The organism is Limnohabitans sp. INBF003 (assembly GCF_055396645.1).
Genome location: NZ_AP029222.1, coordinates 2,724,244 through 2,746,329 on the forward strand (window position 1 = coordinate 2,724,244; position 22,086 = coordinate 2,746,329).

The window sequence follows — 22,086 nt, forward strand, 5'->3', positions numbered from 1 at the left end:
ACCCCCATCCTCCACCCCTGCCCCTGCCCCTGCCCCTGTTTCTGCATCTGCTGCAACCACCCGCACCCGGCCCATCTCCATGAGCTACCTGCGAGCCTTCGACGCGGTCGCCCGGCACCTGAACTTCCGGGTGGCGGCAGAGGAAATGGCGCTGACCCAAAGCGCGGTCAGTCGGCAAATTCAGGCACTGGAGCACGAGGTGGGCACCTCGCTGTTTTTGCGGCACACCCGCTCGGTCGAGCTGACCAGCGCAGGCAACTTATTGCACCGATCGGCCAGCACATCGCTGGAGCGCATCGACTCGGCGGTGCGGCAAATCCGCCAAAGCACAGGCCGCAAAAGCGTGTCGATCACCACCTGGGCCTCGTTTGCCAGCATGTGGCTGATTCCCCGGCTGGAGGCGTTTCAGCGCGAACACCCGGACATCGACATCCGCATTGATGCCACCGATGCGGCCATCGACATGCACAACACCGATGTTGACCTGGCCCTGCGCTATGCAGCCCCGGCTCCTGCCACGGCGGGTGCAGAACGCCTGTTTGGCGAACAGCTCACGGCGGTCGCCAGCCCCTGGTTGTTGAAAAACCAGCCCATCCAGACCGTGACCGATCTCATGCGGTGCACGCTGATCGAGGCGGGCGACGCCTACCGCACCCAGCACATGGAATGGCTGAGCTGGCAGCGCTGGCTGGACACCTACGGCAGCGCAAGCCCGGCCACGAACAAGGCCCAAGGGCTTGTGCAGCAGCGAATGAATCAACGTGCAGGCGCGGGGCAGCCTTTGTCCCCGGCGCGCTGGCTGTATTTCAACTACGCCCACCAGATCGTGCAAGCGGCGCTGACCGGGCAAGGCGTGGCGTTGGCGCGGCTGCCGCTGGTGGCCGAAAGCCTGGCCAACGGGGGCTTGGTGGAGGTGTTGCCACAGATGCGGCTGACTTCGCCTCTGGCTTATTGGCTGCTGATCGCCCCGCGCAGCAGCGCACGCCCGGAAGTGCGCGCCTTTTGTGACTGGCTGCGCCAGCAAGCCTCAGAGACCCGCGAGGCCATTGGCGATGTGCCCGACCCGGAGACACTGGCAGCGCCGGACTGAGACACCCTGCTCAAGGCTCAAACCGGCCAAACCACCCCGTTGTCGTTCAGGATCGCGTCCAGCGGATGGTCGTGGTCTTCGGGCTCCAGATCGTCCACAAAGCCGTGGGTAAAACCCAAACCCACCGTGAACGGTTTGGGCTGCAAAGTGGCCAGCGTGCGGTCGTAAAAACCACCGCCATAGCCCAAGCGGTAACCGCCGGTGCCATAGCCCACACAGGGCACAAACAGCAAGGTGGGCACGATCAACTCGGTGTCTTTGGGCTTGGGAATGCCGTAGGCGTCTTCTTCCATGGCGCAGCCGGGGTACCAGGTGTGAAACGTCAGGGTTTTGTGCAGCTTGTTGACGACAGGCAGGCCAATGCGGCGGCGCTGAGGCTCGCCATTCAACTCGCCATCTTCCTTCCAGCGGTGCAGCACAGGCAGCGGGTCAAACTCGCCTTTGATCGGCCAATAGGCACCGATCACAGTGTCGGGTCGGTCAAACAGCCAGATGCGCATGACGCGCTGCAAGGCTTCGGCCCGCGCCAGGCGGTCGGGCAGGTTCAACCTTTCTTCAATCAAGGCTTTTCGTAAGGCTTTTTTAGCGTCAGCTTTGTCCATAATCGACCCATGAAATTCACTCAGATTCTGACACTGGTTGGCGCGTTGGCCATGACAGGCTTTTGGAGCCCCCACGCCCATGCCCAAACGCAGGCCTCCAACAAGGCCGACGAAGTCATCCTAGAGATGAGCCAAGCCTTCAAAAAAGGCGACAAAAACCGCTTGTCGGCCTTGCTGCCGCAAACCAGGGGCCATGTGCTGGAACCTTTGGCCGCCTACTGGGAAATGCGCACCCGACTGGACAACGCCCCTGAATCCGAGATTCGCAGCTTCTTGAGCACCTATGCTGGCAGCTATTACGAAGACCGCTTGCGCACCGACTGGTTGCTGCAACTGGGCAAGCGCCGCGACTGGGCCAACTTCACGGCCGAATACCCGCGCTACCGCATGCGCGACGACCGCGAGGTGCGCTGCTACGCCCTGGCCACCGAGGCCATGAACAGCAAGGCCAACGTGGCCGAAGAAGCCAAACGCCTGTGGTACGCCCTGCGCGAAGCCGACGATGGCTGCACTTACGTGGCCGAGCACTTGCACTCGGGCAAACAGATCAACGGTCTGGACTTGTGGCGCAAGGCGCGCTTGGCCATGGAAGCCAACCGGCCTCGCCCTGCCCAAACCGCCGTCGACACCGAAGCGCCGCGCTTGTCGGAGCAGGTGGCCTTGATCCACGCCGATCCTGAGCGGTATCTGGACAAACGCATCATCGCCATCACCAAGAGCCGCAAGGAGCTGGCCGTGCTGGCCCTGATCCGCCTGGCCGCCAACCAGCCTGACAAAGCCGCCGAGTTGCTCGACAGGCACTGGTCGATTCAGCTGAGTGCCGAAGAGCGCAACTGGACCTGGGGCGTGATCGGCAAACAAGCCGCGCAAAAGCTGCAAGACAACGCCAGCAGCTACTTTGCCAAGGTGCAAAAAGACAGCGACCTGAACGACGATTTGCTTGGCTGGAAAGTGCGTGCCGCTTTGCGAATGGGCCAATGGCGCCAAGTGCTGACGGCCACGCAAGCCATGAGCCCCGAATCGCAAAAAGACCCGGCCTGGGTTTATTGGCGTGCACGCGCCCTGACCGCCACAGCCCAGGACAATGCCCAAAAACTGGATGCGCAAGGCCTGCTGCGCAGCATCGCCAGCGTGAGGGGTTTTTACGAACAACTGGCACTCGAAGACTTGGGCCAAGCCATCACCCTGCCTGAACGCCCTCTGGCCCTGACCCCACAAGAAAAAGCCGCGGCACTGATCAACCCGGGACTGCAGCGCGCCTTGTACGCGATCAACCTGGGCCTGCGCCCCGAAGGCAACCGCGAATGGAACTACAGCACCAACCTGCACACGCCCGGCGGCATGAGCGACCGCGAGCTGCTGGCCGCCGCCGATCTGGCTTGCCAACGGCAGGTGTGGGACCGCTGCATCAACACCAGCGACCGCACCAAAGACGCGATTGATTTTGACCAACGCTTTCCGATGCCGCTGCGCGAGATCGTGGTGCGCCGCGCAGGCGAGATCAAACTCGACCCGGCCTATGTGTACGGCCTGATCCGCCAGGAAAGCCGCTTCGTCATGGACGCCCGCTCGCATGTGGGCGCGTCGGGTCTGATGCAGGTGATGCCCGCCACCGCCAAGTGGACGGCCAAGAAAATTGGCTTGACCAACTTCACGCCCGACCAGATCACCGACCGCGAAGTCAATGTGGCCATTGGCACGGGTTACTTGAAATTGGTATTGGACGACTTTGAAGGCTCGATGCCTTTGGCCACAGCGGCCTACAACGCCGGGCCTGGCCGGTCACGCACCTGGCGCAACGGCCCCGTGCTCGAAGCTGCCATCTGGGCCGAGAACATCCCGTTTCAGGAAACGCGCGATTACGTGAAAAAAGTGCTGTCCAACACCACCAACTACGCCGCCATCCTGACGCGCCAGCCGCAGTCGCTCAAAGCCCGACTGGGTTCGATCGGACCCCGCAACTCACCCATGGCCGAGGTGAACAAGGATTTGCCTTGAGATTTGCGGACGTTTGCTTGCAAGCGATGAACGGTCATCTGTAGGAGCTTGCCTGCAAGCGATGGGTGCATACCAACCCTCATCGCCAGCAGGCTGGCTACTACAGGAAAATCAGAGAGCGCCGAATCAGACCAAAGGCTCAGGCCCCAACAACTCGTTCAAGTTGGCCCGGATTTTTTCTTCGATCTTGCCGCTGTAGGCACCCAGCAAAAATCCCAGTTTCAGCTGCAGGTCAAAGCGTGTCTCGGTCACCGTCAGTTCACCGCTCACACCACTGCGGTCAAAGCGCATGCGATCGGTCGCCTCACCCGGCTCGCATTCGCAAGCCATGCCCCACTCCTGCTCGGCCTGCTCGCGCCAGCGTTCGGCCACAACGCGTGCCCCGGCCAGCCCCAAAGTGTGTTGGCGTTCAATTTTCAGTTCAGGCATGGGGCTCTTTCTGGGCTTGCCGGACGGTGAATTCGGCATCCAAGGCCACCTCCACCAAGCAGTCGTAAAACACGGGCGCACGGCCCAGATCGGTCAGGTGCTGGCTGGTCAGCTCGTTCACGTTGGTGCCGTTCAAGCCCAGCTTGCGCCACCAAATGCCCAGCCCATTGACCACACCGGGGCGTGCGCGTTGATTCACCCGCGCTTTGCAGTGGTAGGTGCCCCGGTCATTGAACACCCGCACCACCGCGCCATCGGCAATGCCCCGTGCCACAGCATCTTGCGGGTGCATTTCCAGCACCGGCTCGGCTTCGATGTCGCGCAGGCTTTGCACGTTGACAAAGGTCGAGTTCAAAAAGTTACGTGCAGGCGGCGAGATCATGGCCAGCGGGTAGCGGCCACCGGGCGCGGCCAGCTCGTAATTGGGCAAATGGTCGGGCAAACCGTCCAGGCCTTGGTCGGCCAGGCGCTGGCTGAAAAACTCGCAGCGGCCTGATGGCGAGGGGAAGCCGCCTTGCGCAAACGGCGCATCGGGCAGCGGCAGCGAGGCAAAGCCATGCGCCAGCAGCTGCTCAAAATCTTTCTCGTCACCGATGGCGCTGCGGCACAGGCTTTCGTCGGTCTCGGTAAAACAGGGGTCGTCAAAACCCATGCGTGCGGCCAGCGCCCGGAAGATATCAGTGTTGGTGCGCGCACCGCCCACGGGCGCAATGGCGGGCCGGTTCAGCAGCACGTCGGTGTGGCCGTAGCTGGTGTGGATATCCCAGTGCTCCAGCTGCGTGGTGGCAGGCAGGATGAAGTCGGCGTAGTCGGCCGTGTCGGTCTGAAAATGCTCCAGCACCACCGTGAACAAGTCTTCGCGGCCAAAGCCTTGCACCACCTTGCCCGACTCGGGCGCGATGGCCACCGGGTTGCTGTTGTAGACGATCAAGGCTTCAATTTGGGGGCCGAATGCAGGCGATGCCGGGCGCAACAAGTCGTCGCCAATGGTGGCCATGTTGACCGTGCGCGGGCGTCTGTCGCCCAGCAAATCGGGCCGCTGCAAAGCCGCGCGCCGCACCGGGAAATGCCCCGAACTGCTGAGCAACAAGCCACCCGCCCGGTGCCGCCAGGCCCCGGTGAGCGCAGGCAAACACGCAATCGCACGCACCGCGTTGCCACCGCCGCGCACGCGCTGCATGCCGTAATTCAGCCGGATGGCGGCAGGCTGGGTGGTGCCCCAGTCGCGGGCCAGTTGCTTGATCTGCTTAACTGGCACGCCGCACACGTCAGCCGCACGCTCCGGCGTCCATTGCAAAGCACGCGCTTTCAGAGCGTCCCAGCCCAGCGTGTAGCGGTCGATGTAGTCTTGGTCCAGCCAGCCATTGACGATCAATTCGTGCATCAAGGCCAGCGCCAGCGCAGCATCGGTGCCGGGGCGCAGGGCGATGTGTTCGTGGCATTTTTCGGCCGTTTCGCTGCGCCGGGGGTCGATGCACACCAGCTTGGCACCCTCGCGCTTGGCCGTCTGGGCGATGCGCCAGAAATGCAGGTTGCTGCCAATCGAGTTGCTGCCCCAAATGACGATGAGCTTGGATTCGGTAAAAAACTCGACCTTCATGCCCACCTTGTTGCCCAAGGTCTGCGTCAGCGCTTCGGCCCCAGCCGAGGCGCAAATCGTGCGGTCCAGCAGCGATGCACCCATTTGGTGGAAAAACCGGGCTGCAATTGATTCGCTTTGCACCAGGCCCATGGTGCCCGCATAGCTGTAGGGCAGGATGGCCTGGGGGTTGCGTGCGGCAATGCTTTTCAGGCGCTCAGCAATGGCGTCCAGCGCTTCGTCCCAGCCCACGGGTTCAAACTGGCCCGAACCCTTGGGGCCGACACGCCGCAAGGGCTGCAGCAAGCGATCGGGGTGGTAGGTGCGCTCGGCGTAGCGCGAGACCTTGGTGCACAACACCCCATCGGTCATGGGATGGGCCGGATTGCCCTGCACTTTGGTGGCGCGGCCATTCTCGACCGTGGTCAACAGGGCGCAGGTGTCAGGGCAATCGTGCGGGCAAGCGCCGCGCACCACGGTGGCAGGGGTGTCGTTCATGGGTCGATGGCAAGCAGCATGTCAAAAGCAGATTGTCGCGCAGGCCGGCCATTTGTGAGCGGTCAATGGATGTGGGAGGCTGCCCCTGCGGCCGAATGCGAGAACTGGCCCTGCACTCATTCGCGAGCAGGGGCTCGCTCCCACAAGAGTGAACCGTCACCTTTTCATCGAGACGGCACCCGCTGCCCGGCCACGCACTGCCCCACCGCCGCGTCGCCCCGCTGCCAGCAGGGGCTGGCGGCGCGGTCATCGCGTTCGGGCACACCGTCCATGCGGATTTGGGCCACCCGGGTGTCAAAAGCCCGCACACCGCGCTTGTCCAGCTCCAGGCGCAGCACCCAGCCTCGGCGCTGGTTGGCGTTGTCGGTTTCTTTCATCACGAAATTGCCCACGCTGTAAATCACGGGTTTGCCGTGGATGTGCTCGATGTCCTGCGTGACGTGCGGATGGCCGCCGATCACCGCATCGGCCCCGGCCTCGACCATCAAGCGGGCCAGTTGCCGCTGGCGGGCATTGGCCACCAACTCGTTTTCCCAGCCCCAATGCATGATGGGAATCACCAGATCCGCGCGGTGCACCTGACGCGCATGGCGGATGTCGTCCACCACTTGCTCGTCTTCGCTCCACGCGACGCCGGGGGCATCGTGGTCGGCCTCAAAACTGCGGGGCATGAATTCGTTGTAGCTCAGGAACGCGATCCGCAAACCGTTGCGCTCCACCACCCAAGGCACATGGGCTTCCGACAAATTGCGCCCGCCGCCCAGCTTGTCCAAACCCGTTTGTTTGAGCAAACCCAGCATTTCGGCAAAGGCCTGGCGGCCAAAATCGCCCGAATGGTTGTTGGCCAGCGCCACCGCGTCGAAATGGGTCTTGAGCACCGGCAAGACACGTGGATGCGCCCGGAAAGTGAAGTTTTTGTCGCCCGCACTGCCGCCTGTGGCCACCACGCATTCCAGATTGGCGATGCGGATGTCGGCAGCGGCAAACACCGCCGCAAAGTGGGCAAATGGGTCACCGCCACGCGCGATCAAGGCACCAGGGTCGTCGTCCAGCACCGTGTCCCCCGCGAACACCAAGCTCACGGGCTTGTCCAAGGCGGGCACCGACTGGGCCAACACAGGCCCGCTCAAGCACACGGCGACCCACAGCCCAAACAACTTCTTCATGGCGTCAACCCCTCCAGGGTGCAGCTGTAAATCAACTCCCGCTCCAGGGGCCCGGCATACACATGCTGCTGCCCCGTGATGGCCCACGGCTGCGAAGTGCGGGGGTAAGGCGGCAGGTATTTGGCTTGATGCACCAAGACCGGGTGGGGCTGGGCGTCCTGGTAGGCGTACAGCAAGATGCGGTTCACGTGGACGGCATCGCCCACCATGACTGCTTTGAACCAGAAGCGCCCCCCAATGTCCACAGAGGGCACAGGATAGGGGTCGGCCACCGGGCGGGCCACCGCGGTGTGCGTGGTTCCGGCATAGCTCACCTGGCAAGTGAGTTGGGGCGCGGCAGCCGCCACACCCACACAAAAGAGCGCCCCCAAGGCACTCACCACAGCACGCCAAAGCCTGGGAATCGTTGAATTACGCATACGGGTCATGAATCAATGTGTGCCCGATTTTGCACGCTGAACCAGCCGCCAAGGTGACAGTCGGGTCATTTGGGGCAACGGCTTGGCAAAGGTCTGCAAGTCCCGCTAGACTGTATTCATGAAAATCCTCGATTCCATCCTCACCGACGCGGCCAGCATCGCGGCCATTCGCAAAGACATCCACGCCCACCCCGAGCTGTGCTTTCAAGAAGTGCGCACGGCCGACGTGGTGGCCCAGCAACTGACCGACTGGGGCATTCCCATCCACCGCGGCATGGGCACCACGGGTGTGGTCGGCATCGTGCACGGGCATGACGGCGGCGCTTGCGGGCGCGGCATTGGTTTGCGGGCTGACATCGATGCCTTGCCGATGCAGGAATTCAACACCTTCGCCCACGCCAGCAAGCACCAAGGCAAGATGCACGCCTGCGGCCACGACGGCCACACGGCCATGCTGCTGGCAGCCGCCAAACACTTTGCCAAGCACCGCGACTTTGACGGCACGGTGTATTTGATCTTCCAGCCTGCCGAAGAAGGCGGCGGCGGTGCCCGCGAGATGATCAAGGACGGCCTGTTCGACAAGTTCCCGATGCAGGCTGTTTTCGGCATGCACAACTGGCCCGGCGCGGCCGTGGGCACCTTCGCCGTGAGCGCAGGCCCGGTCATGGCGTCCAGCAACGAGTTCAAGATCACCATCCGGGGCAAAGGCAGCCACGCTGCGCTGCCCCACAACGGCATCGATCCGGTGCCGATCGCCTGCCAGATGGTGCAGGGCTTCCAGACCATCATCACCCGCAACAAGAAGCCGGTGGACGCAGGCGTGATCTCGGTCACCATGATCCACGCGGGCGAAGCCACCAACGTGGTGCCCGACTCGTGCGAACTGCAAGGCACAGTGCGCACCTTCAGCATCGAGGTGCTCGACCTGATCGAGACCCGCATGAAGCAGGTGGCCGAATCGATTTGCGCGGCTTTTGATGCGAAATGCGAATTCGCGTTCGAGCGCAACTACCCGCCCACCATCAACAGCGCTGCCGAAGCCGACTTTGCACGGCAAGTCATGTCGGGCATCGTGGGGGCAGAGCATGTGATCGACCAGGAACCCACCATGGGCGCGGAAGACTTCTCGTACATGCTGCAAGCCAAACCCGGCGCTTACGTGTTCATCAGCAACGGCGATGGCGCGCACCGCGAAATGGGCCACGGCGGCGGCCCCTGCACGCTGCACAACCCGAGCTACGACTTCAACGACGACCTGATCCCGCTGGGCGGCACTTATTGGGTGGAACTCGCCACACAGTGGCTGGCCAATCCCACGCAAGCCAAATAACAGCCACGCCCAGGAGTTGCCATGACCGATATCCAAAGCGGCTTTTCCAAAAGCTATGCGCAAGCCCGTCAAAAATTCCTGAGTGCCGCACAGGCAGCGGGTCTGACGGTTGACTCGAACATTCACCCCCTCAAAGGCCGGGACGGCGAAGAACTCGCCATGGACGTGGTGTTCGATGGCGCGCCCGATGCCCAGCGCCTGCTGGTCATCAGCAGCGCCTGCCACGGGGTAGAAGGCTATTGCGGCTCGGGCGTGCAAATCCATGCCCTGAAAAACACCGCTTGGCGCGCAGCCGCCAAAGCGCAAGGCGTGGCGGTGCTCTACATCCACGCGCTCAACCCGCACGGGTTCTCGCATGTGCGGCGCGTGACCCACGAAAACGTGGACATCAACCGCAACTTTCAGGACTTCAGCCAGGCCCTGCCAGACAACTCGGCCTACCGCGAGATTCAACCCATCTTGCTGCCCGAAGTCTGGCCACCTGATGCGGCCAACGCAGCCGCAACGGCCCAATACATCGCCGAACGCGGGATGAAAGCCTTTCAGGCGGCCATCTCCAAAGGCCAGCACGAATTTCCGAACGGTCTGTTCTTTGGAGGACAAGCCCCCACCTGGAGCAATCTCACTTTGCGCAAGGTGCTGCAGAAATACGGCCAGGCGTGCAAAAAGCTGGCCTGGATCGATCTGCACACAGGCTTGGGCCCGAGCGGTGTGGGCGAGCGCATTTTTGCCTGTGCCGACGATGCGGCCGCCTACACCCGCGCCAAAGCCTGGTGGGGCCAGGGCATCACCTCGATTTACGATGGCTCCTCCAGCTCCCCCATGCTGACAGGGCTGATGTGGATGTCGGCCTACCAAGAGTGTCCACAGGCCGAATACACCGGCATCGCCATGGAATACGGCACACAGCCACCGGACAAAGTCATGTACGCCTTGCGTGGCGACCACTGGCTGCACCAGCACCCCGAAGCGCCTGCCGCGCTGCGCCAGCAGATCAAGCAAGACCTGATGGACGCGTTTTATGTGGACACCAACGAATGGCGCACCCAAATCGTGGACCAGGCCATGGACGCGATGCAACAGGCTGTCACTGGCCTGAACACCTGAATGAGCCAGCCGCGCGTTCTGGTGCTGGGCGGCACGGGCTTTGTGGGCCGCCATGTGTGCGAGCAACTGGCCCGGTTGGGCTGGCAGATCACGGTGCCCACGCGCCGCGCCATCCACGCGGCCAGCGTGCAAAGCCTGCCCGGCCTCACGGTGATCGAAGCTTCGGTCCACCAAGCTGCTGACCTGGCCCGGCTGATGCCCGGACACGATGCGGTGGTGAACTTGGTGGCCGTGCTGCACGGCAACGAAGAACGCTTTGAACACGTGCACGTCAGCTTGCCCGGTCTGATCGCGGATGCCATGCGCCAAGCAGGCGTGCAGCGGCTGGTGCATGTGAGCGCCTTGGGCGCAGACCCGCAAGGCCCGTCGATGTACCAGCGCAGCAAGGCGCGGGGCGAAACGGTGTTGCACAACGCCAGGCTTGCCCTCACGGTCTTGCGACCCAGTGTGGTCTTTGGTGCCGAAGACAAATTCCTGAACCTGTTTGCCGACCTGCAGGCTGTGATGCCCTTCATGCCGCTGGCGGGCAGTGGCACGCGCTTTCAGCCGGTGTGGGTGGCCGATGTGGCCCGCGCTGTGGTGGCCTGCCTGCAAAAGCCGGACACCATCGGCCAGACCTATGAGTTGTGTGGCCCGGATGTGTTGACGCTGGGCGAACTGGTGCAACGCGCAGGCCAATGGGCTGGCGTGAACCATGGCCGAGGCCGCCCGGTGATCGGCTTGCCGATGTGGATGGGTTGGCTGCAAGCCCTGGCCATGGAAATGGCCCCGGGCGAACCGCTGATGAGCCGCGACAACCTCGCATCGATGAAGGTAGACAACGTGGCAACGGGCCAGCTGCCGGTTCTTTCCGACTTGGGCATCAGCGCAGTATCTGCAGCGGGTGTAGCGCCCAGCTATCTGGGCCACCGCGGGCCACGCAGCCGCTTGAATATTTGGCGAGAACGCGCCGGGCGCTGAACCGGCATTCGCGAGCAGGGGCTCGCTCCCACAATGCGCCGTGCTTTGCGTCTCTGTGGGAGGTCGCCCCTGCGGCCGAATGTCAAAACCACCCGAAGGTCTGCAAAGCGTTGACGGTCAATGGCTCATGCCTTTGCGCGGTGGCTGCTGCACGCAAGAGCACCCGCCAAAGAACCCGAGCCAAGTCCCGTTAACATCTCTTTTTTCACCGGGAGATAAAAAATGATCCAGCTCTACATCGGCAACAAAAATTACTCTTCATGGTCCATGCGACCTTGGGTGCTGCTGCGCCAGGCAGGCATCGACTTTGAAGAGGTCTATGTCCGCTTTGACAGCTTCGCGTCCGAATCCAACTTCAAGGCCAGCCTCAAAGCGGTGAACCCGGTGGGTAAGGTGCCCGTGCTGGTGCACGATGGCTTAGCCGTGTGGGACACCTTGGCCATCGCGGAATATGTGGCCGAGCAATTCCCCGACAAACAGCTCTGGCCGCAAGACCGCGCTGCCCGTGCGCGTGCCCGCAGCATCTGCGCCGAAATGCACAGTGGCTTCACTGGCCTGCGCAGCGCCTGCCCGATGAACATCGAAGCACACTTGCCCGATGTCGGTGCGCTCGCCTTGCGCGACAAGCCCGCCGTGCGCGCTGATTTGGAACGCATCTGCAGCCTGTGGAGCGGCCTGCTCAAAGAGCACAGCGGCCCCATGCTGTTTGGCCACTTCACCGTGGCCGACGCCTACTTTGCACCGGTGGTCATGCGCCTGAAAACCTACGCCCTGCCCGTGCCTGCCGATGTGCAGGCCTACATGGACCGCGTGTGCGCCCTGCCTGGCGTGAAGGCCTGGATCGACGAGGCGTTGGCCGAGCAGGACTTCATCGACTTTGAAGAGCCCTTCAGGCTTGCGCGCTGAACAAAGCCAACACCATGAAAAGTTCTGTCGCATGAAGGTTTTTGTCGTCGGCGGTGCCGTGCGCGATGCCTTGATGGGTCTGCCCGTCAACGACCGTGACTGGGTGGTGGTGGGCAGCACGCCCGAGGTCATGACCGCGCAGGGCTATGTGCCCGTGGGCAAGGACTTTCCGGTCTTTCTGCACCCCAAAACCCGCGAGGAATACGCCCTGGCCCGCACCGAGCGCAAGACGGCACGGGGCTACAAAGGCTTTGCGGTGCAGGCCGCACCCGACGTCACGCTCGAAGAAGACCTGGCCCGGCGCGACCTGACCGTGAACGCTCTGGCCGTGCCCGAGGCACTGGCGCATGAGCCCACCAGCGCCTGGATGGACCAGATCGTCGACCCCTATGGCGGCCAGGCTGACCTGCAGGCCAAGGTGCTGCGCCATGTGACCGGGGCCTTTGCCGAAGACCCGGTCCGCATCCTGCGGCTGGCGCGCTTTGCAGCGCGCTTTGCCGACTTCACGGTGGCCGACGAAACGATGGCCTTGATGCGCCAAATGGTCGAAGACGGCGAAGTCGACCACCTGGTGCCCGAGCGCGTCTGGCAAGAACTGGCCAAAGGCCTGATGGCCGAGAAGCCATCGCGCATGTTCGAGGTGCTGCGCGAATGCGGCGCGCTCAAAGTCTTGCTGCCGGAGCTGGACCGCCTGTGGGGCGTGCCGCAGCGGGCCGAATACCACCCCGAAATCGATACGGGCGTGCACATGATGCTGGTGATGGACACCAGCGCGCGGCTGAATATGCCGCTGCCCGTGCGCGTGGCCTGCCTGATGCACGACCTTGGCAAAGGCACGACGCCCACCGATGTACTGCCCCGCCACATCGGGCACGAAGGCCGCAGCGTGAAGCTCTTGCAAAAGGTGTGCGAACGCCTGCGCGTGCCGACCGACTGCAAGGAGTTGGCCGAAGTCGTGGCGCGCGAGCACGGCAACATCCACCGCAGCGCCGAGCTCAATGCCGAAGCCCTGATGCGCCTGCTGGAGCGCTGCGATGCCATTCGTCAGCCCGAACGCTTTTCGCTCGTGCTGCAAGCGTGCGAATGCGATGCGCGGGGGCGGCTGGGCTTTGAAGAGGTGGCTTACCCGCAGGCCGCGCGCTTGCTGCAAGCACAGCAGGCTGCGTTGTCCGTCGAGACTGCGCCGATTGCCCAAGCTGCTGCAGCACAGGGCCTCAAGGGTCCACAAATTGGCGCGCAGATCACCCAAGCCCGAATCCAAGCCATCGCGCTGGCATCGCTGTAACGCTGTCTTTGTGGGAGCGAGCCCCTGCTCGCGAATGTTGGTGTACCGACATCGACTGTTTCAGCGGCTCCGCACATTCGGCATTCGGCCGCAGGGGCGGCCTCCCACATGAAACAGGCGCAGTTGCTGCAAGCTCTGCCCTACACGCCAGTCTTAAAGGTGCGAACGCGTCCATTCAGCAATGTCTTGCGCCGTGCGGAAAGCCCCCGCCTGACGAGCGACTTCCTTGCCGCCGACAAACAGGGCCAAAGTGGGGATGCTGCGGATGTTGAAACGGGCGGCGATGGCCTGCGCGTCTTCGGTGTTGAGTTTGGCCACCCGCACTTGGGGCTCCAAAAGGCCAGCGGCCTGCTCGTAAGCCGGGGCCATCATGCGGCACGGGCCGCACCAAGGTGCCCAAAAATCTACCAAAACAGGCACATGGCTGCGGCCAATGTGCTTGTCAAAGCTGGCTTGGTCCAGCGCCAGTGGATGGCCGTCAAAAAGGGCTTGGTGACATTGTCCGCAATCGGGTGCATTGCGCATATCCGCCACACGCACCCGGTTGGTGGTGTGGCAGTGCGGACAAACAATGTGCAAGGCGTCTGCTGAATCCGTCATGAAATCCCCTGTGTTGAAATTCACGTGGGGGTCATGCGCGGTGATTCAAGAGCCTCGCATGTTGACTCAAGTCAACAGGAGGAACTGGACCGAATCAACGGGCCGGTGGACGGCGTGGTGCCATTGGGGCACGACCAGCCAGGTGACGGAAGCTGATGCGGCCTTTGCTCAGGTCATAAGGCGAAAGTTCGAGCGTCACACGGTCACCCGCCAAAATGCGGATGTGGTTTTTGCGCATCTTGCCAGCGGAATAGGCGATCAATTGGTGGCCGTTGTCCAGCGTCACGCGAAAACGCGTATCGGGCAAAACTTCGTTCACCACGCCCATCAGTTCAATCAGTTCTTCTTTAGCCATTTAAAACGTCTTTCTCAAAGCAGGATCGGTTTGGAGGTCTGGCGCTCTACCCACAACATGCCTTCATCGAGGGCGTATTGGCTGGCGGCGGCAGGTGTTGCAAATTCGGGCACAAAACGCATCACGCGGTCTGTGCTGGCGCTGCCGCGGCCACTGGCCACGGACACTTGCGCGCCAAATGCGCCATTGGGCAAAGCCCTAGAGCACGGTTGAATTCGGAATTTTCCCATGGAGATGGGTTGGTGTGAACAGTATTGAATAGTCATGTATTTTAACGAAGGGGGTCGGGCCGCTTTTTTGACCCCTTTGGGGCTATGCGGCGGCACGGGTCTTGGCATGTCCTGCTGCCAAAAAACGCCCCCGATGTGCAGACCCGGGGGTCTGCCACAGAACATCACCGTGCAGAGGTGCGTCAAAAGGAAGCAAAAAATCGTCTGGGCCCAGCTCGAAATGAGCATGGCGGGCGATGTGCACAGTGGAGGACAAGACTGGCATCCCTCTGCCGGGATGCGCTATCGGCTCAGAAAGAGCGAATGGGCATAAGTCGCCAATGGCGTGCCGCACTGTACCACGTTCACGGTTTTGGTGCTTTTGCAAGCTTTCCAACTCACAACCACCGGGCCACCGCAGCGGCCAACATGCTCAACAGCAAGGTGCTGGTGATGGGGATAAACCACTCTCGCCCGAACAAGCTGAAGCGAAAATCCCCCGGCAAGCGGCCAAACCCCAGTTTTTGCAGCCAGGGCTGCAGGCCACTGAAAATGACCAGTGCCAGCAAAACGACGATCAGCCAACGCAACATGCCTTGCCTAGCTGCCGGTTACAGGCGGTGTGACCGGTCGCCCCGAGCAAAGCCCTGCGCCGCCCAACCGGACGATGTGGCGAACCCGATCACCTTGAACAATTCGCCCATTTCATGCTCGTTGATCAGGCGCTGGGCCTGGCTGCGTTCGGCCAATGTGGCAGCGGCCATGCGCTCGGCCAAACCCAAGTTCAACAAAAACCAGGCCTGGCTGGCATAACCCAAGACGTCCAGCCCGGCGTTTTGCCCAGCCAGCGCCACACCCGTGAAGTTGACGTGGGCCGTGATGTCTTTTTGGCCCACAGCCAGCAGCGGGTTGTCGTCGGCCTGGTGCAGTTGGTGGCACATGACCGTGCCCATGTGGCGCTGAGGGTGAAAGTACTCGCCCTCGGGAAAGCCATAATCCAGAAAAAACGCCGCCCCGCCCCGCCCCGCCAGCAGCCGCTCGGCCAGGCTGGCCACAAAGGCCTCAGCCTGGGGGTGAATTTCGGTCAAATAGTCGTGATCGCCTTCAATCTCGACTGAGGGCCGCAAGTCGGTCGGTCGGTCTTGCCAAGCGAAGCCCTCGCCGTCTTCTGCGCTGACCACGCCGCGCTCATGCCAGACGCCCCCTGTGCGCTGCAACAGCTGCACCGGCATGGCGTCCAGCACCTCGTTGCCGACCACCACACCCTCGATGGTGTCGGGCCAGCTGCCCTGCCAGCGCACTTTGTCGGCGTATTTCAGCAAGGTCTCGGCTTGGCGGGCACGCAAAGTGCCAGACAAATCGATGATGGTGTAACGGGCAAGGGCATCGCCCAAGCTGTCCAGCAGCTGCAGGGCCAGCGCGCCCGTGCCTGCGCCAAACTCCCAAACCTCGTCGGTGCCCGTGGCCTGCAGCGCCTCGCGCACCTGCACCGCCACGGTCTGGCCAAAAAGTGGCGACATGCCTGGCGCGGTCACGAAATCGCTGCCCGACGAGGGCATGGCCCCGAACTTTTGCAGGGCGTTGGTGTAGTAACCCAGGCCCGGCTCGTACAAGGCCATGGCCATGAAACGGTCAAACGGCAGCCAGCCACCGGCTTGCGCGATGGCATGGTGGATGCGCTGGTTCAGTTCGGATGCGGGGTTGAGGTTCGGCGTGGTCACGGGGTGATTGTCGCCGAAGGCGTTCAGGGTTTTGGCGGCTTGCCGGGGCCCAAACCCATGGCTTGCCCGATAATCCAACCCTTTGTCTCCCTTTGATGTTCCTGCGCAGTCCGTTCTGCCCAGCCCCCCATTCATGAAACAAGTTCTGGTCACCGGAGGCGCTCAACGCCTGGGCGCCGAGATCGTCCGCCAATTTGCGGCGGCGGGCTGGCGCGTGTGGTGCCATTACCAGCGCTCGGCATCGGCCGCATGGGCACTGCAGGCCGAGCTGCGGTCACAGGGGGCGCACGTGGAACTGGTGCAAGCCGACCTATCGCAAAGCGCCGAAGTCGAACGCATGATGGCCCACATCGCGCAAAGTCACGGACCGCTCGATTGCCTGGTGAACAACGCCTCGCTGTTCGAGCCCGACACTGGCACCGACATGGACCTGGGTGGCACCCGCCAGCAGCTCGAAGTCAACCTGATCGCGCCGCTGACTTTGGCCTCACTGATGGCACAGCAAGCCGCACCTGACACGGCACCCGGCCAGCGCAGCGTGGTCCACATCCTGGACCAGAAGGTGTTCAACCTGAACCCGGACTATTTTTCGTACACCGTCTCCAAACTGGCGCTGGAGCGCTCGGTGGCCTTGCAGGCCCAAGCACTGGCCCCTTTGCGTGTGTGCGGCGTGGCCCCGGGTTTGATGTTTTTGAGCGGCCCGCAAACCCAGGACAACTTTGACCGCGCCAGCCGCGTGAACCTGCTGCGCCAGCCGATCGACCCGGCGCAGGTCGCGGCCACATGCCTGTTCCTGGCGCAAAACCCCTGCATCACCGGCACCACGGTCTGCGTGGACAATGGCCAGCACCTGGTGCCGTTGGAACGTGACGTGATGTTTTTGGCCGACACGAAAGCTGCCTCATGAGCGATGCTCTCAGTCAACTGGCGCTCAACTGCCGCCGCCTTTTCTTGCGCAACCACACGGTGGACGTGCGCATCGGCGCGCACGACTTTGAAAAGCTCGGCCCCCAGCGCATCGTTTTCAATGTAGAACTGTTTGTGCCCTACAGCGCCTCCACACCCACGCAAGACGATCTGGCCGAGGTGGTGGACTACGACTTCATCCGCGAGGTGATCGCCCGCCGCATCGCCCAAGGCCACATCGTGTTGCAAGAGACTTTGTGCGACGACCTTATGCGCGAGCTGATCGCGCACCCGCAGGTGCAGGCGGTGCGCCTGTCCAGCTGCAAACCCGATGTGTACCCGGACTGCGAAGCCGTCGGGGTTGAAATTTTCCAAATCAAACCCGCACCATGAAAACACCCGCAGGACACCAAACCCTGGAGCTGACAGGTTTGCGCTTTGACGCCAACCTGGGCATCCTTGAGCACGAAAAAATCGACCCCCAGCCGATCCAGGTCGATGCCGAGCTGAACCTGGGCACGCAGCCCCTGCTGCCCAGCGACGACGACATCAACCATGTGCTGGACTACCGCAAGGTGCGCAAAATCATCATCGACGAATGCACGGCCGAGCACATCAACCTGCTCGAAACGCTGATCGGCAAACTCTCGAACCGTCTGATGCAACTGCCCGGCGTGCTGGGCGTGCGCGTCAAGATTGCCAAACTTGAAATTTTTGAAGACTGCGAAGTGGCCATTCGCATGGAAACCGGACAGTGGTGAACATGAACACAACAACTGAAAACACCTGGGTGGACGCTGAAAGCCAAGCCGAAGCGGCGGCCAAGGCCGTCAAGATCGAACGCGAAACCCACAAGCTCGAAAAGCGCCTGTGCCGCCAGATGGGCCAAGCCATCAGCGACTTCAACCTGATCGAAGCGGGCGACCGCATCATGGTCTGCATGTCCGGCGGCAAAGACAGCTACGGCATGCTGGACATCCTGCTCAAGATGAAGGCCCGCGCCCCGGTCGACTTCGAGCTGGTGGCGGTCAACCTGGACCAAAAGCAACCCGGCTTTCCCGACCACATCCTGCCCGCTTATCTGAAAGAGCTGGGCGTGGAATTTCACATCGAGACGCAAGACACCTACTCGATCGTGAAAGACAAGATCCCTGAAGGTAAAACCATGTGCAGCCTGTGCTCGCGTCTGCGCCGGGGCATTTTGTACCGGGTGGCACGAGAGCTGAAATGCAACAAGCTGGCGCTCGGCCATCACCGCGACGACATGCTGCAGACCTTCTTTTTGAACATGTTCTTTGGCGGCAAACTCAAGGGCATGCCCCCCAAGTTGGTCAGCGACAACGGCGAGTTCATGGTGATCCGCCCGCTGGCCTATGTGGCCGAGACCGACCTGATCCGTTGGGCAGAGCACCGACAGTTCCCCATCATCCCCTGCACACTGTGTGGCAGCCAGGAAAACCTGCAACGCCTGCAGGTGGGCAACATGCTGCGCGAGTGGCAAAAGAAGCACCCCGGCCGCATTGAAAACATGTTTGCGGCTTTGCAAAATGTGGTGCCTTCGCACCTGATGGACGCCAAGCTGCACGGCTTCAAGGACCTGAAGATCACCGGCATGGCGGACGAGGCAGGCGATAAGGCTTTCGACGAAGAAGAGTTCAAGGAAGCCTCCTTGCCGGGCATTCAGGTCATCTCGATGTAAACCTCAAGAGGTACATTCATGCGCACAACAACTCGGCAGCTCACGCGGTGGTTTTCGATGGCCTTGGCCACTCTGGCCTTGACCGGGTTGACAGGCTGCGCCTCCACGCGCCTGATCGACAGCGATGTGGTGTCCGTGGCTGCTGTGCCGCCGGGCATGAGCTTGCAGGGTGCCAAGTACCGTTTTGAACGCCTGCCGTCACAAGTCAACAACCCCGAAGCTGGGCTGGCCGAGCAACAAGCGCAAGCCGCCATGACGGCGGTGGGCTTGGTGCGCGACGATGCAGGGGCGCAGATCAGCGTGCTGGTGAGTTTTGCAGGCACGCAGTACCTGGCCGACCCTTGGGGGCGACCACTGCCACCGGGCTGGACACCTTATGGCGACGTGTTCATTGGCAGTGGCTTGGGGCCCCGTGTCGGCTTGGGCGTAGGGATGGGCATGCGTTTTCCGCCACCCACGCATTACCACCGCGAAGTGGGCTTGATCATGCGCGACCTCCAAACGGGCCAGGTGGTGTACGAAACCCGCGCCTCTCATGACGGACCGTGGCGGGACAATGCCACCATTTTTGCGACGCTGTTTCAAGCCGCACTGGCCAACTTCCCCAACCCGCCCGCAGGCCCGCGCAGGGTCAACATCGAACTGCCCCGCTGAGACCCAAATACTTCATGGAACCCACCCGCATTCTGGCCATTCGCCACGGAGAAACCGCCTGGAACGTCGACACCCGCTTGCAGGGCCATCTGGACATCCCGCTCAACGATGTGGGCCTGCGGCAAGCCAAGCACCTGGCCCAAGCGCTGGCAGAGCGTGAAGTGGTCGACGCGATTTACGCCAGCGACCTGTCACGCGCTCACACAACCGCCAGTGCGATCGCACAGGCCATGGGACACACGGTGAGTCAACATGCGGGCTTGCGCGAACGGCACTTTGGAGAGTTTCAGGGCCGCACCTTTGCCGAGATCGAAGTCGAGCTGCCTGAACAGGCCTGGCACTGGCGCAAACGCACGCCCGACTGGACGCCCCCGGGCGGCGGTGAATCGTTGATTGCGTTGCGCGAGCGGATTGTGACCACCGTAGACGAACTGGCCGCCCGTCACCCCGGCCAACAAATCGTGCTGGTGGCACACGGCGGCGTGCTGGACATCCTTTACCGCGCAGCGACGCGGCTTGAGCTGCAAGCCCCGCGCACTTGGCAACTGACCAACACCGCCGTCAACCGGCTGCTGTGGACGCCGCAAGGGCTGTCGCTGGTGGGCTGGGGCGATACCTCGCATCTGGATGCGCTGGGTAAAGACGAAACGTCAGCCTGAATTTGCAAGTGCTCACAACTTGTGAGCGAATCGGTCACTGAGGGCAAGCCTGCATTCGCGAGCAGGGGCTCGCTCCCACAAACATCCAAGCCCTATGACTCTGTGGGAGGCCGCCCCTGCGGCCGAATGACGGCTCTCGCTGAGCGACATTCGCGAGCGGGGGCTCGCTCCCAGAAAGACACAACAGCTTCGGTCTTTACATCCGTTCGCCAAACGACTTGGGCGGTGTCACGCCCAAATGCTTGAACGCGGCGAGCGTGGCCATGCGGCCGCGTGGCGTGCGCTGCAAATAGCCTTGTTGGATCAAATAAGGCTCGATGACATCTTCAATCGTGTCGCGCTCTTCGCCAATGCTGGCGGCGATGTTGTCCAGCCCGACCGGGCCGCCGTCAAAACGGTGGATCACGGCTTCGAGCAGTTTGCGGTCCATCAGGTCAAAGCCTTCGGGGTCCACGTCGAGCATGACCAGGGCTTTTTGCGCCAGGCCTTTGTGGATGGTGCCGTCACCTTTCACATCGGCGTAGTCGCGCACCCGGCGCAGCAGGCGGTTGGCGATGCGCGGCGTGCCGCGTGAACGGCGGGCGATCTCGAACGAGCCTTCCGGGTCAATCGGGGCCTTCAGCAAGCCCGCACTGCGGGTCACGATGCGGGTTAATTCTTCGGGGGTGTAAAACTCCAGCCGCGACACGATGCCAAAACGGTCGCGCAAAGGGTTGGTGAGCATGCCCGCCCGGGTGGTCGCGCCCACCAGCGTGAAGGGCTGCAGGTCGAGCTTGATGCTGCGCGCCGCCGGGCCTTCGCCGATCATGATGTCGATCTGGTAGTCCTCGAGCGCGGGGTACAAAATCTCTTCGACCACGGGCGACAGACGGTGGATCTCGTCAATGAACAGCACATCGTTGCGCTCCAGATTGGTGAGCAACGCTGCCAAATCTTTGGGCTTTTCGAGCACCGGGCCGCTGGTCTGGCGCAGGTTCACCCCCAGCTCGGCGGCAATGATGTGGCTCAGTGTGGTCTTGCCCAGGCCCGGCGGGCCAAACAGCAGCACATGGTCCAGCGGCTCTTCGCGCATCTTGGCGGCGCTGATGAAAATTTCCAGCTGCTCACGCACCTTGACCTGCCCGACATATTCGTCAAGCAGCTTGGGGCGCAGGGCGCGCTCAATCGCTTCTTCCTGGTGGGACACGGGGGCCGCAGAAATGACCCGAGGTTCGGGCTGCGGGGCAAAGTCGTCGGTGCGGATGCTCATGGCTCAGTTCGTCCTCATTTGTTCAAGGCTTTGAGGGCCAGCTTGATGCCGTCACTCACGCCCACATCCACAGGCAGGCTTTTGAGCGCAGCTGCAGCCTCCTTGTCGCTGTAACCCAGCGCCAGCAAGGCTTGCTGGATGTCGCTTTGCGCGTCGGGGGTGTTCACGGCAAACAAGCCGCCCAAGTCACCGCCCAGTTTGCCCTTGAGTTCCAGCAGCAGGCGTTCGGCGGTTTTTTTGCCGATGCCGGGCACTTTGACCAGCCGACCCACCTCTTGCGTGGTGATGGCCTGCGCCAAATCGGTCACGCTCATGCCCGACAACACGCTGAGCGCGGTGCGAGGGCCGACGCCCGAAATCTTGATGAGCTGGCGAAAGGCTTCGCGCTCGGACAAGGTGGCAAAGCCGTAGAGGATTTGCGCGTCTTCGCGCACCACAAAGTGCGTGACCAAGCTGACTTTTTCGCCGGTGGCAGGCAAGTTGTAGAAAGTGCTCATGGGCACATTGACTTCATAGCCCACGCCGTGGCAGTCCACCACCACTTCGGGTGGGTTTTTGTCGCTCAGGATGCCGGTGAGTTTGCCAATCATGGGGGGCCTTTGGGTTGCATGGATATGGAGGAGAATCGGGGCTCCTTGGCCTGCAAATCACCAGCGAAACCACCC

The 22,086-nt window shown here is 62.3% G+C and carries 25 protein-coding genes; 13 read left to right on the top strand and 12 right to left on the bottom strand.

The features are described from left to right. Positions 1-79: 79 nt before the first annotated feature. Entirely contained in the window at positions 80-1,090 is a 1,011-nt protein-coding gene (locus ACZ5VE_RS12525; RefSeq protein ID WP_464455487.1) for a LysR substrate-binding domain-containing protein, read from the top strand. 17 nt (positions 1,091-1,107) lie between these two features. On the opposite strand, the gene ACZ5VE_RS12530 is transcribed toward ACZ5VE_RS12525, so the two are convergent. Continuing rightward, positions 1,108-1,692, bottom strand: a complete 585-nt coding sequence (locus ACZ5VE_RS12530; protein WP_464455488.1) for a 5-formyltetrahydrofolate cyclo-ligase — start codon at positions 1,690-1,692, stop codon at positions 1,108-1,110. 9 nt (positions 1,693-1,701) lie between these two features. On the opposite strand from ACZ5VE_RS12530, the gene ACZ5VE_RS12535 reads away from it, so the two are divergent. Further along, on the top strand, positions 1,702-3,690 hold the full coding sequence (locus tag ACZ5VE_RS12535; RefSeq protein ID WP_464455489.1) for a lytic transglycosylase domain-containing protein: 1,989 nt from the start codon (positions 1,702-1,704) through the stop codon (positions 3,688-3,690). A 126-nt stretch (positions 3,691-3,816) separates the two neighbouring features. Here ACZ5VE_RS12535 and ACZ5VE_RS12540 read toward each other — a convergent pair whose 3' ends face one another. From ACZ5VE_RS12540 to ACZ5VE_RS12555, 4 genes are all read right to left on the bottom strand, one after another. Next, positions 3,817-4,119: a polyhydroxyalkanoic acid system family protein gene (locus ACZ5VE_RS12540; RefSeq protein WP_464455490.1), complete on the bottom strand. Its 303-nt coding sequence runs from the start codon at positions 4,117-4,119 to the stop codon at positions 3,817-3,819. Further along, positions 4,112-6,196, bottom strand: a complete 2,085-nt coding sequence (locus ACZ5VE_RS12545) for a molybdopterin-containing oxidoreductase family protein (RefSeq protein ID WP_464455491.1) — start codon at positions 6,194-6,196, stop codon at positions 4,112-4,114. The genes ACZ5VE_RS12540 and ACZ5VE_RS12545 overlap by 8 nt, the downstream gene beginning before the upstream one ends. Before the next feature lie 164 nt (positions 6,197-6,360). After that, positions 6,361-7,362 carry a CapA family protein gene (locus ACZ5VE_RS12550; RefSeq protein WP_464455492.1) on the bottom strand — a complete coding sequence of 334 codons (1,002 nt, stop codon included), beginning with the start codon at positions 7,360-7,362 and terminating at the stop codon, positions 6,361-6,363. Next, positions 7,359-7,790 carry a hypothetical protein gene (locus tag ACZ5VE_RS12555; RefSeq protein WP_464455493.1) on the bottom strand — a complete coding sequence of 144 codons (432 nt, stop codon included), beginning with the start codon at positions 7,788-7,790 and terminating at the stop codon, positions 7,359-7,361. Before ACZ5VE_RS12555 ends, ACZ5VE_RS12550 begins: the two co-directional genes overlap by 4 nt. Before the next feature lie 109 nt (positions 7,791-7,899). Between ACZ5VE_RS12555 and ACZ5VE_RS12560 the strand changes: the two genes are divergently transcribed. From ACZ5VE_RS12560 to ACZ5VE_RS12580, 5 genes are all read left to right on the top strand, one after another. After that, positions 7,900-9,111: a M20 aminoacylase family protein gene (locus ACZ5VE_RS12560; RefSeq protein WP_464455494.1), complete on the top strand. Its 1,212-nt coding sequence runs from the start codon at positions 7,900-7,902 to the stop codon at positions 9,109-9,111. Positions 9,112-9,132: 21 nt separating this feature from the next. Next, a complete protein-coding gene (locus tag ACZ5VE_RS12565) occupies positions 9,133-10,218 on the top strand; it encodes a M14 family metallopeptidase (protein ID WP_464455495.1) in 1,086 nt (361 codons plus the stop codon). After that, a complete protein-coding gene (locus ACZ5VE_RS12570) occupies positions 10,219-11,178 on the top strand; it encodes a complex I NDUFA9 subunit family protein (RefSeq protein ID WP_464455496.1) in 960 nt (319 codons plus the stop codon). 222 nt (positions 11,179-11,400) lie between these two features. Beyond that, positions 11,401-12,084 (top strand): glutathione S-transferase family protein, encoded by a 684-nt coding sequence (locus ACZ5VE_RS12575; protein ID WP_464455497.1) that lies wholly within the window; start codon positions 11,401-11,403, stop codon positions 12,082-12,084. Between the two features lie 31 nt (positions 12,085-12,115). Continuing rightward, the gene (locus ACZ5VE_RS12580; protein ID WP_464455498.1) at positions 12,116-13,369 is read left to right on the top strand and encodes a multifunctional CCA addition/repair protein; all 1,254 of its coding nucleotides are present in this window, start codon (positions 12,116-12,118) and stop codon (positions 13,367-13,369) included. Between the two features lie 153 nt (positions 13,370-13,522). Here the strand turns inward: ACZ5VE_RS12580 and trxC are convergent, their stop codons facing one another. The 5 genes from trxC to ACZ5VE_RS12605 form a co-directional block, all read right to left on the bottom strand. Beyond that, the gene (gene trxC / locus ACZ5VE_RS12585; RefSeq protein ID WP_464455499.1) at positions 13,523-13,969 is read right to left on the bottom strand and encodes a thioredoxin TrxC; all 447 of its coding nucleotides are present in this window, start codon (positions 13,967-13,969) and stop codon (positions 13,523-13,525) included. Positions 13,970-14,063: 94 nt separating this feature from the next. Continuing rightward, positions 14,064-14,324, bottom strand: a complete 261-nt coding sequence (gene infA, locus ACZ5VE_RS12590) for a translation initiation factor IF-1 (RefSeq protein ID WP_019426546.1) — start codon at positions 14,322-14,324, stop codon at positions 14,064-14,066. 14 nt (positions 14,325-14,338) lie between these two features. Further along, positions 14,339-14,554, bottom strand: coding sequence for a hypothetical protein (locus tag ACZ5VE_RS12595; protein ID WP_233253626.1), 216 nt, complete (start codon positions 14,552-14,554; stop codon positions 14,339-14,341). 377 nt (positions 14,555-14,931) lie between these two features. Continuing rightward, complete coding sequence (locus ACZ5VE_RS12600) at positions 14,932-15,126, bottom strand: DUF2905 domain-containing protein (protein WP_464455500.1); 195 nt, start codon at positions 15,124-15,126, stop codon at positions 14,932-14,934. 18 nt (positions 15,127-15,144) lie between these two features. Further along, positions 15,145-16,254, bottom strand: coding sequence for a class I SAM-dependent methyltransferase (locus tag ACZ5VE_RS12605; protein WP_464455501.1), 1,110 nt, complete (start codon positions 16,252-16,254; stop codon positions 15,145-15,147). Positions 16,255-16,387: 133 nt separating this feature from the next. On the opposite strand from ACZ5VE_RS12605, the gene ACZ5VE_RS12610 reads away from it, so the two are divergent. The 6 genes from ACZ5VE_RS12610 to ACZ5VE_RS12635 are packed head-to-tail and all read left to right on the top strand — an operon-like array spanning position 16,388 to position 20,172. Further along, positions 16,388-17,161 (top strand): SDR family oxidoreductase, encoded by a 774-nt coding sequence (locus tag ACZ5VE_RS12610; RefSeq protein ID WP_464455502.1) that lies wholly within the window; start codon positions 16,388-16,390, stop codon positions 17,159-17,161. Continuing rightward, on the top strand, positions 17,158-17,553 hold the full coding sequence (locus ACZ5VE_RS12615) for a dihydroneopterin aldolase (RefSeq protein WP_464455503.1): 396 nt from the start codon (positions 17,158-17,160) through the stop codon (positions 17,551-17,553). The genes ACZ5VE_RS12610 and ACZ5VE_RS12615 overlap by 4 nt, the downstream gene beginning before the upstream one ends. Next, on the top strand, positions 17,550-17,921 hold the full coding sequence (locus ACZ5VE_RS12620) for a dihydroneopterin aldolase (protein ID WP_464455504.1): 372 nt from the start codon (positions 17,550-17,552) through the stop codon (positions 17,919-17,921). Before ACZ5VE_RS12615 ends, ACZ5VE_RS12620 begins: the two co-directional genes overlap by 4 nt. 2 nt (positions 17,922-17,923) lie before the next feature. Then, complete coding sequence (ttcA, locus tag ACZ5VE_RS12625; RefSeq protein ID WP_464455505.1) at positions 17,924-18,859, top strand: tRNA 2-thiocytidine(32) synthetase TtcA; 936 nt, start codon at positions 17,924-17,926, stop codon at positions 18,857-18,859. A gap of 18 nt (positions 18,860-18,877) precedes the next feature. After that, positions 18,878-19,513 (top strand): DUF4136 domain-containing protein, encoded by a 636-nt coding sequence (locus tag ACZ5VE_RS12630; RefSeq protein ID WP_464455506.1) that lies wholly within the window; start codon positions 18,878-18,880, stop codon positions 19,511-19,513. Between the two features lie 14 nt (positions 19,514-19,527). Then, positions 19,528-20,172 carry a histidine phosphatase family protein gene (locus tag ACZ5VE_RS12635; RefSeq protein ID WP_464455507.1) on the top strand — a complete coding sequence of 215 codons (645 nt, stop codon included), beginning with the start codon at positions 19,528-19,530 and terminating at the stop codon, positions 20,170-20,172. Positions 20,173-20,368: 196 nt separating this feature from the next. Here ACZ5VE_RS12635 and ruvB read toward each other — a convergent pair whose 3' ends face one another. Together ruvB and ruvA are read right to left on the bottom strand one after the other, a co-directional pair. Next, the gene (gene ruvB / locus ACZ5VE_RS12640) at positions 20,369-21,421 is read right to left on the bottom strand and encodes a Holliday junction branch migration DNA helicase RuvB (RefSeq protein ID WP_464455508.1); all 1,053 of its coding nucleotides are present in this window, start codon (positions 21,419-21,421) and stop codon (positions 20,369-20,371) included. 14 nt (positions 21,422-21,435) lie between these two features. Further along, positions 21,436-22,011 carry a Holliday junction branch migration protein RuvA gene (gene ruvA / locus ACZ5VE_RS12645; protein ID WP_464455509.1) on the bottom strand — a complete coding sequence of 192 codons (576 nt, stop codon included), beginning with the start codon at positions 22,009-22,011 and terminating at the stop codon, positions 21,436-21,438. Positions 22,012-22,086: the final 75 nt, after the last annotated feature.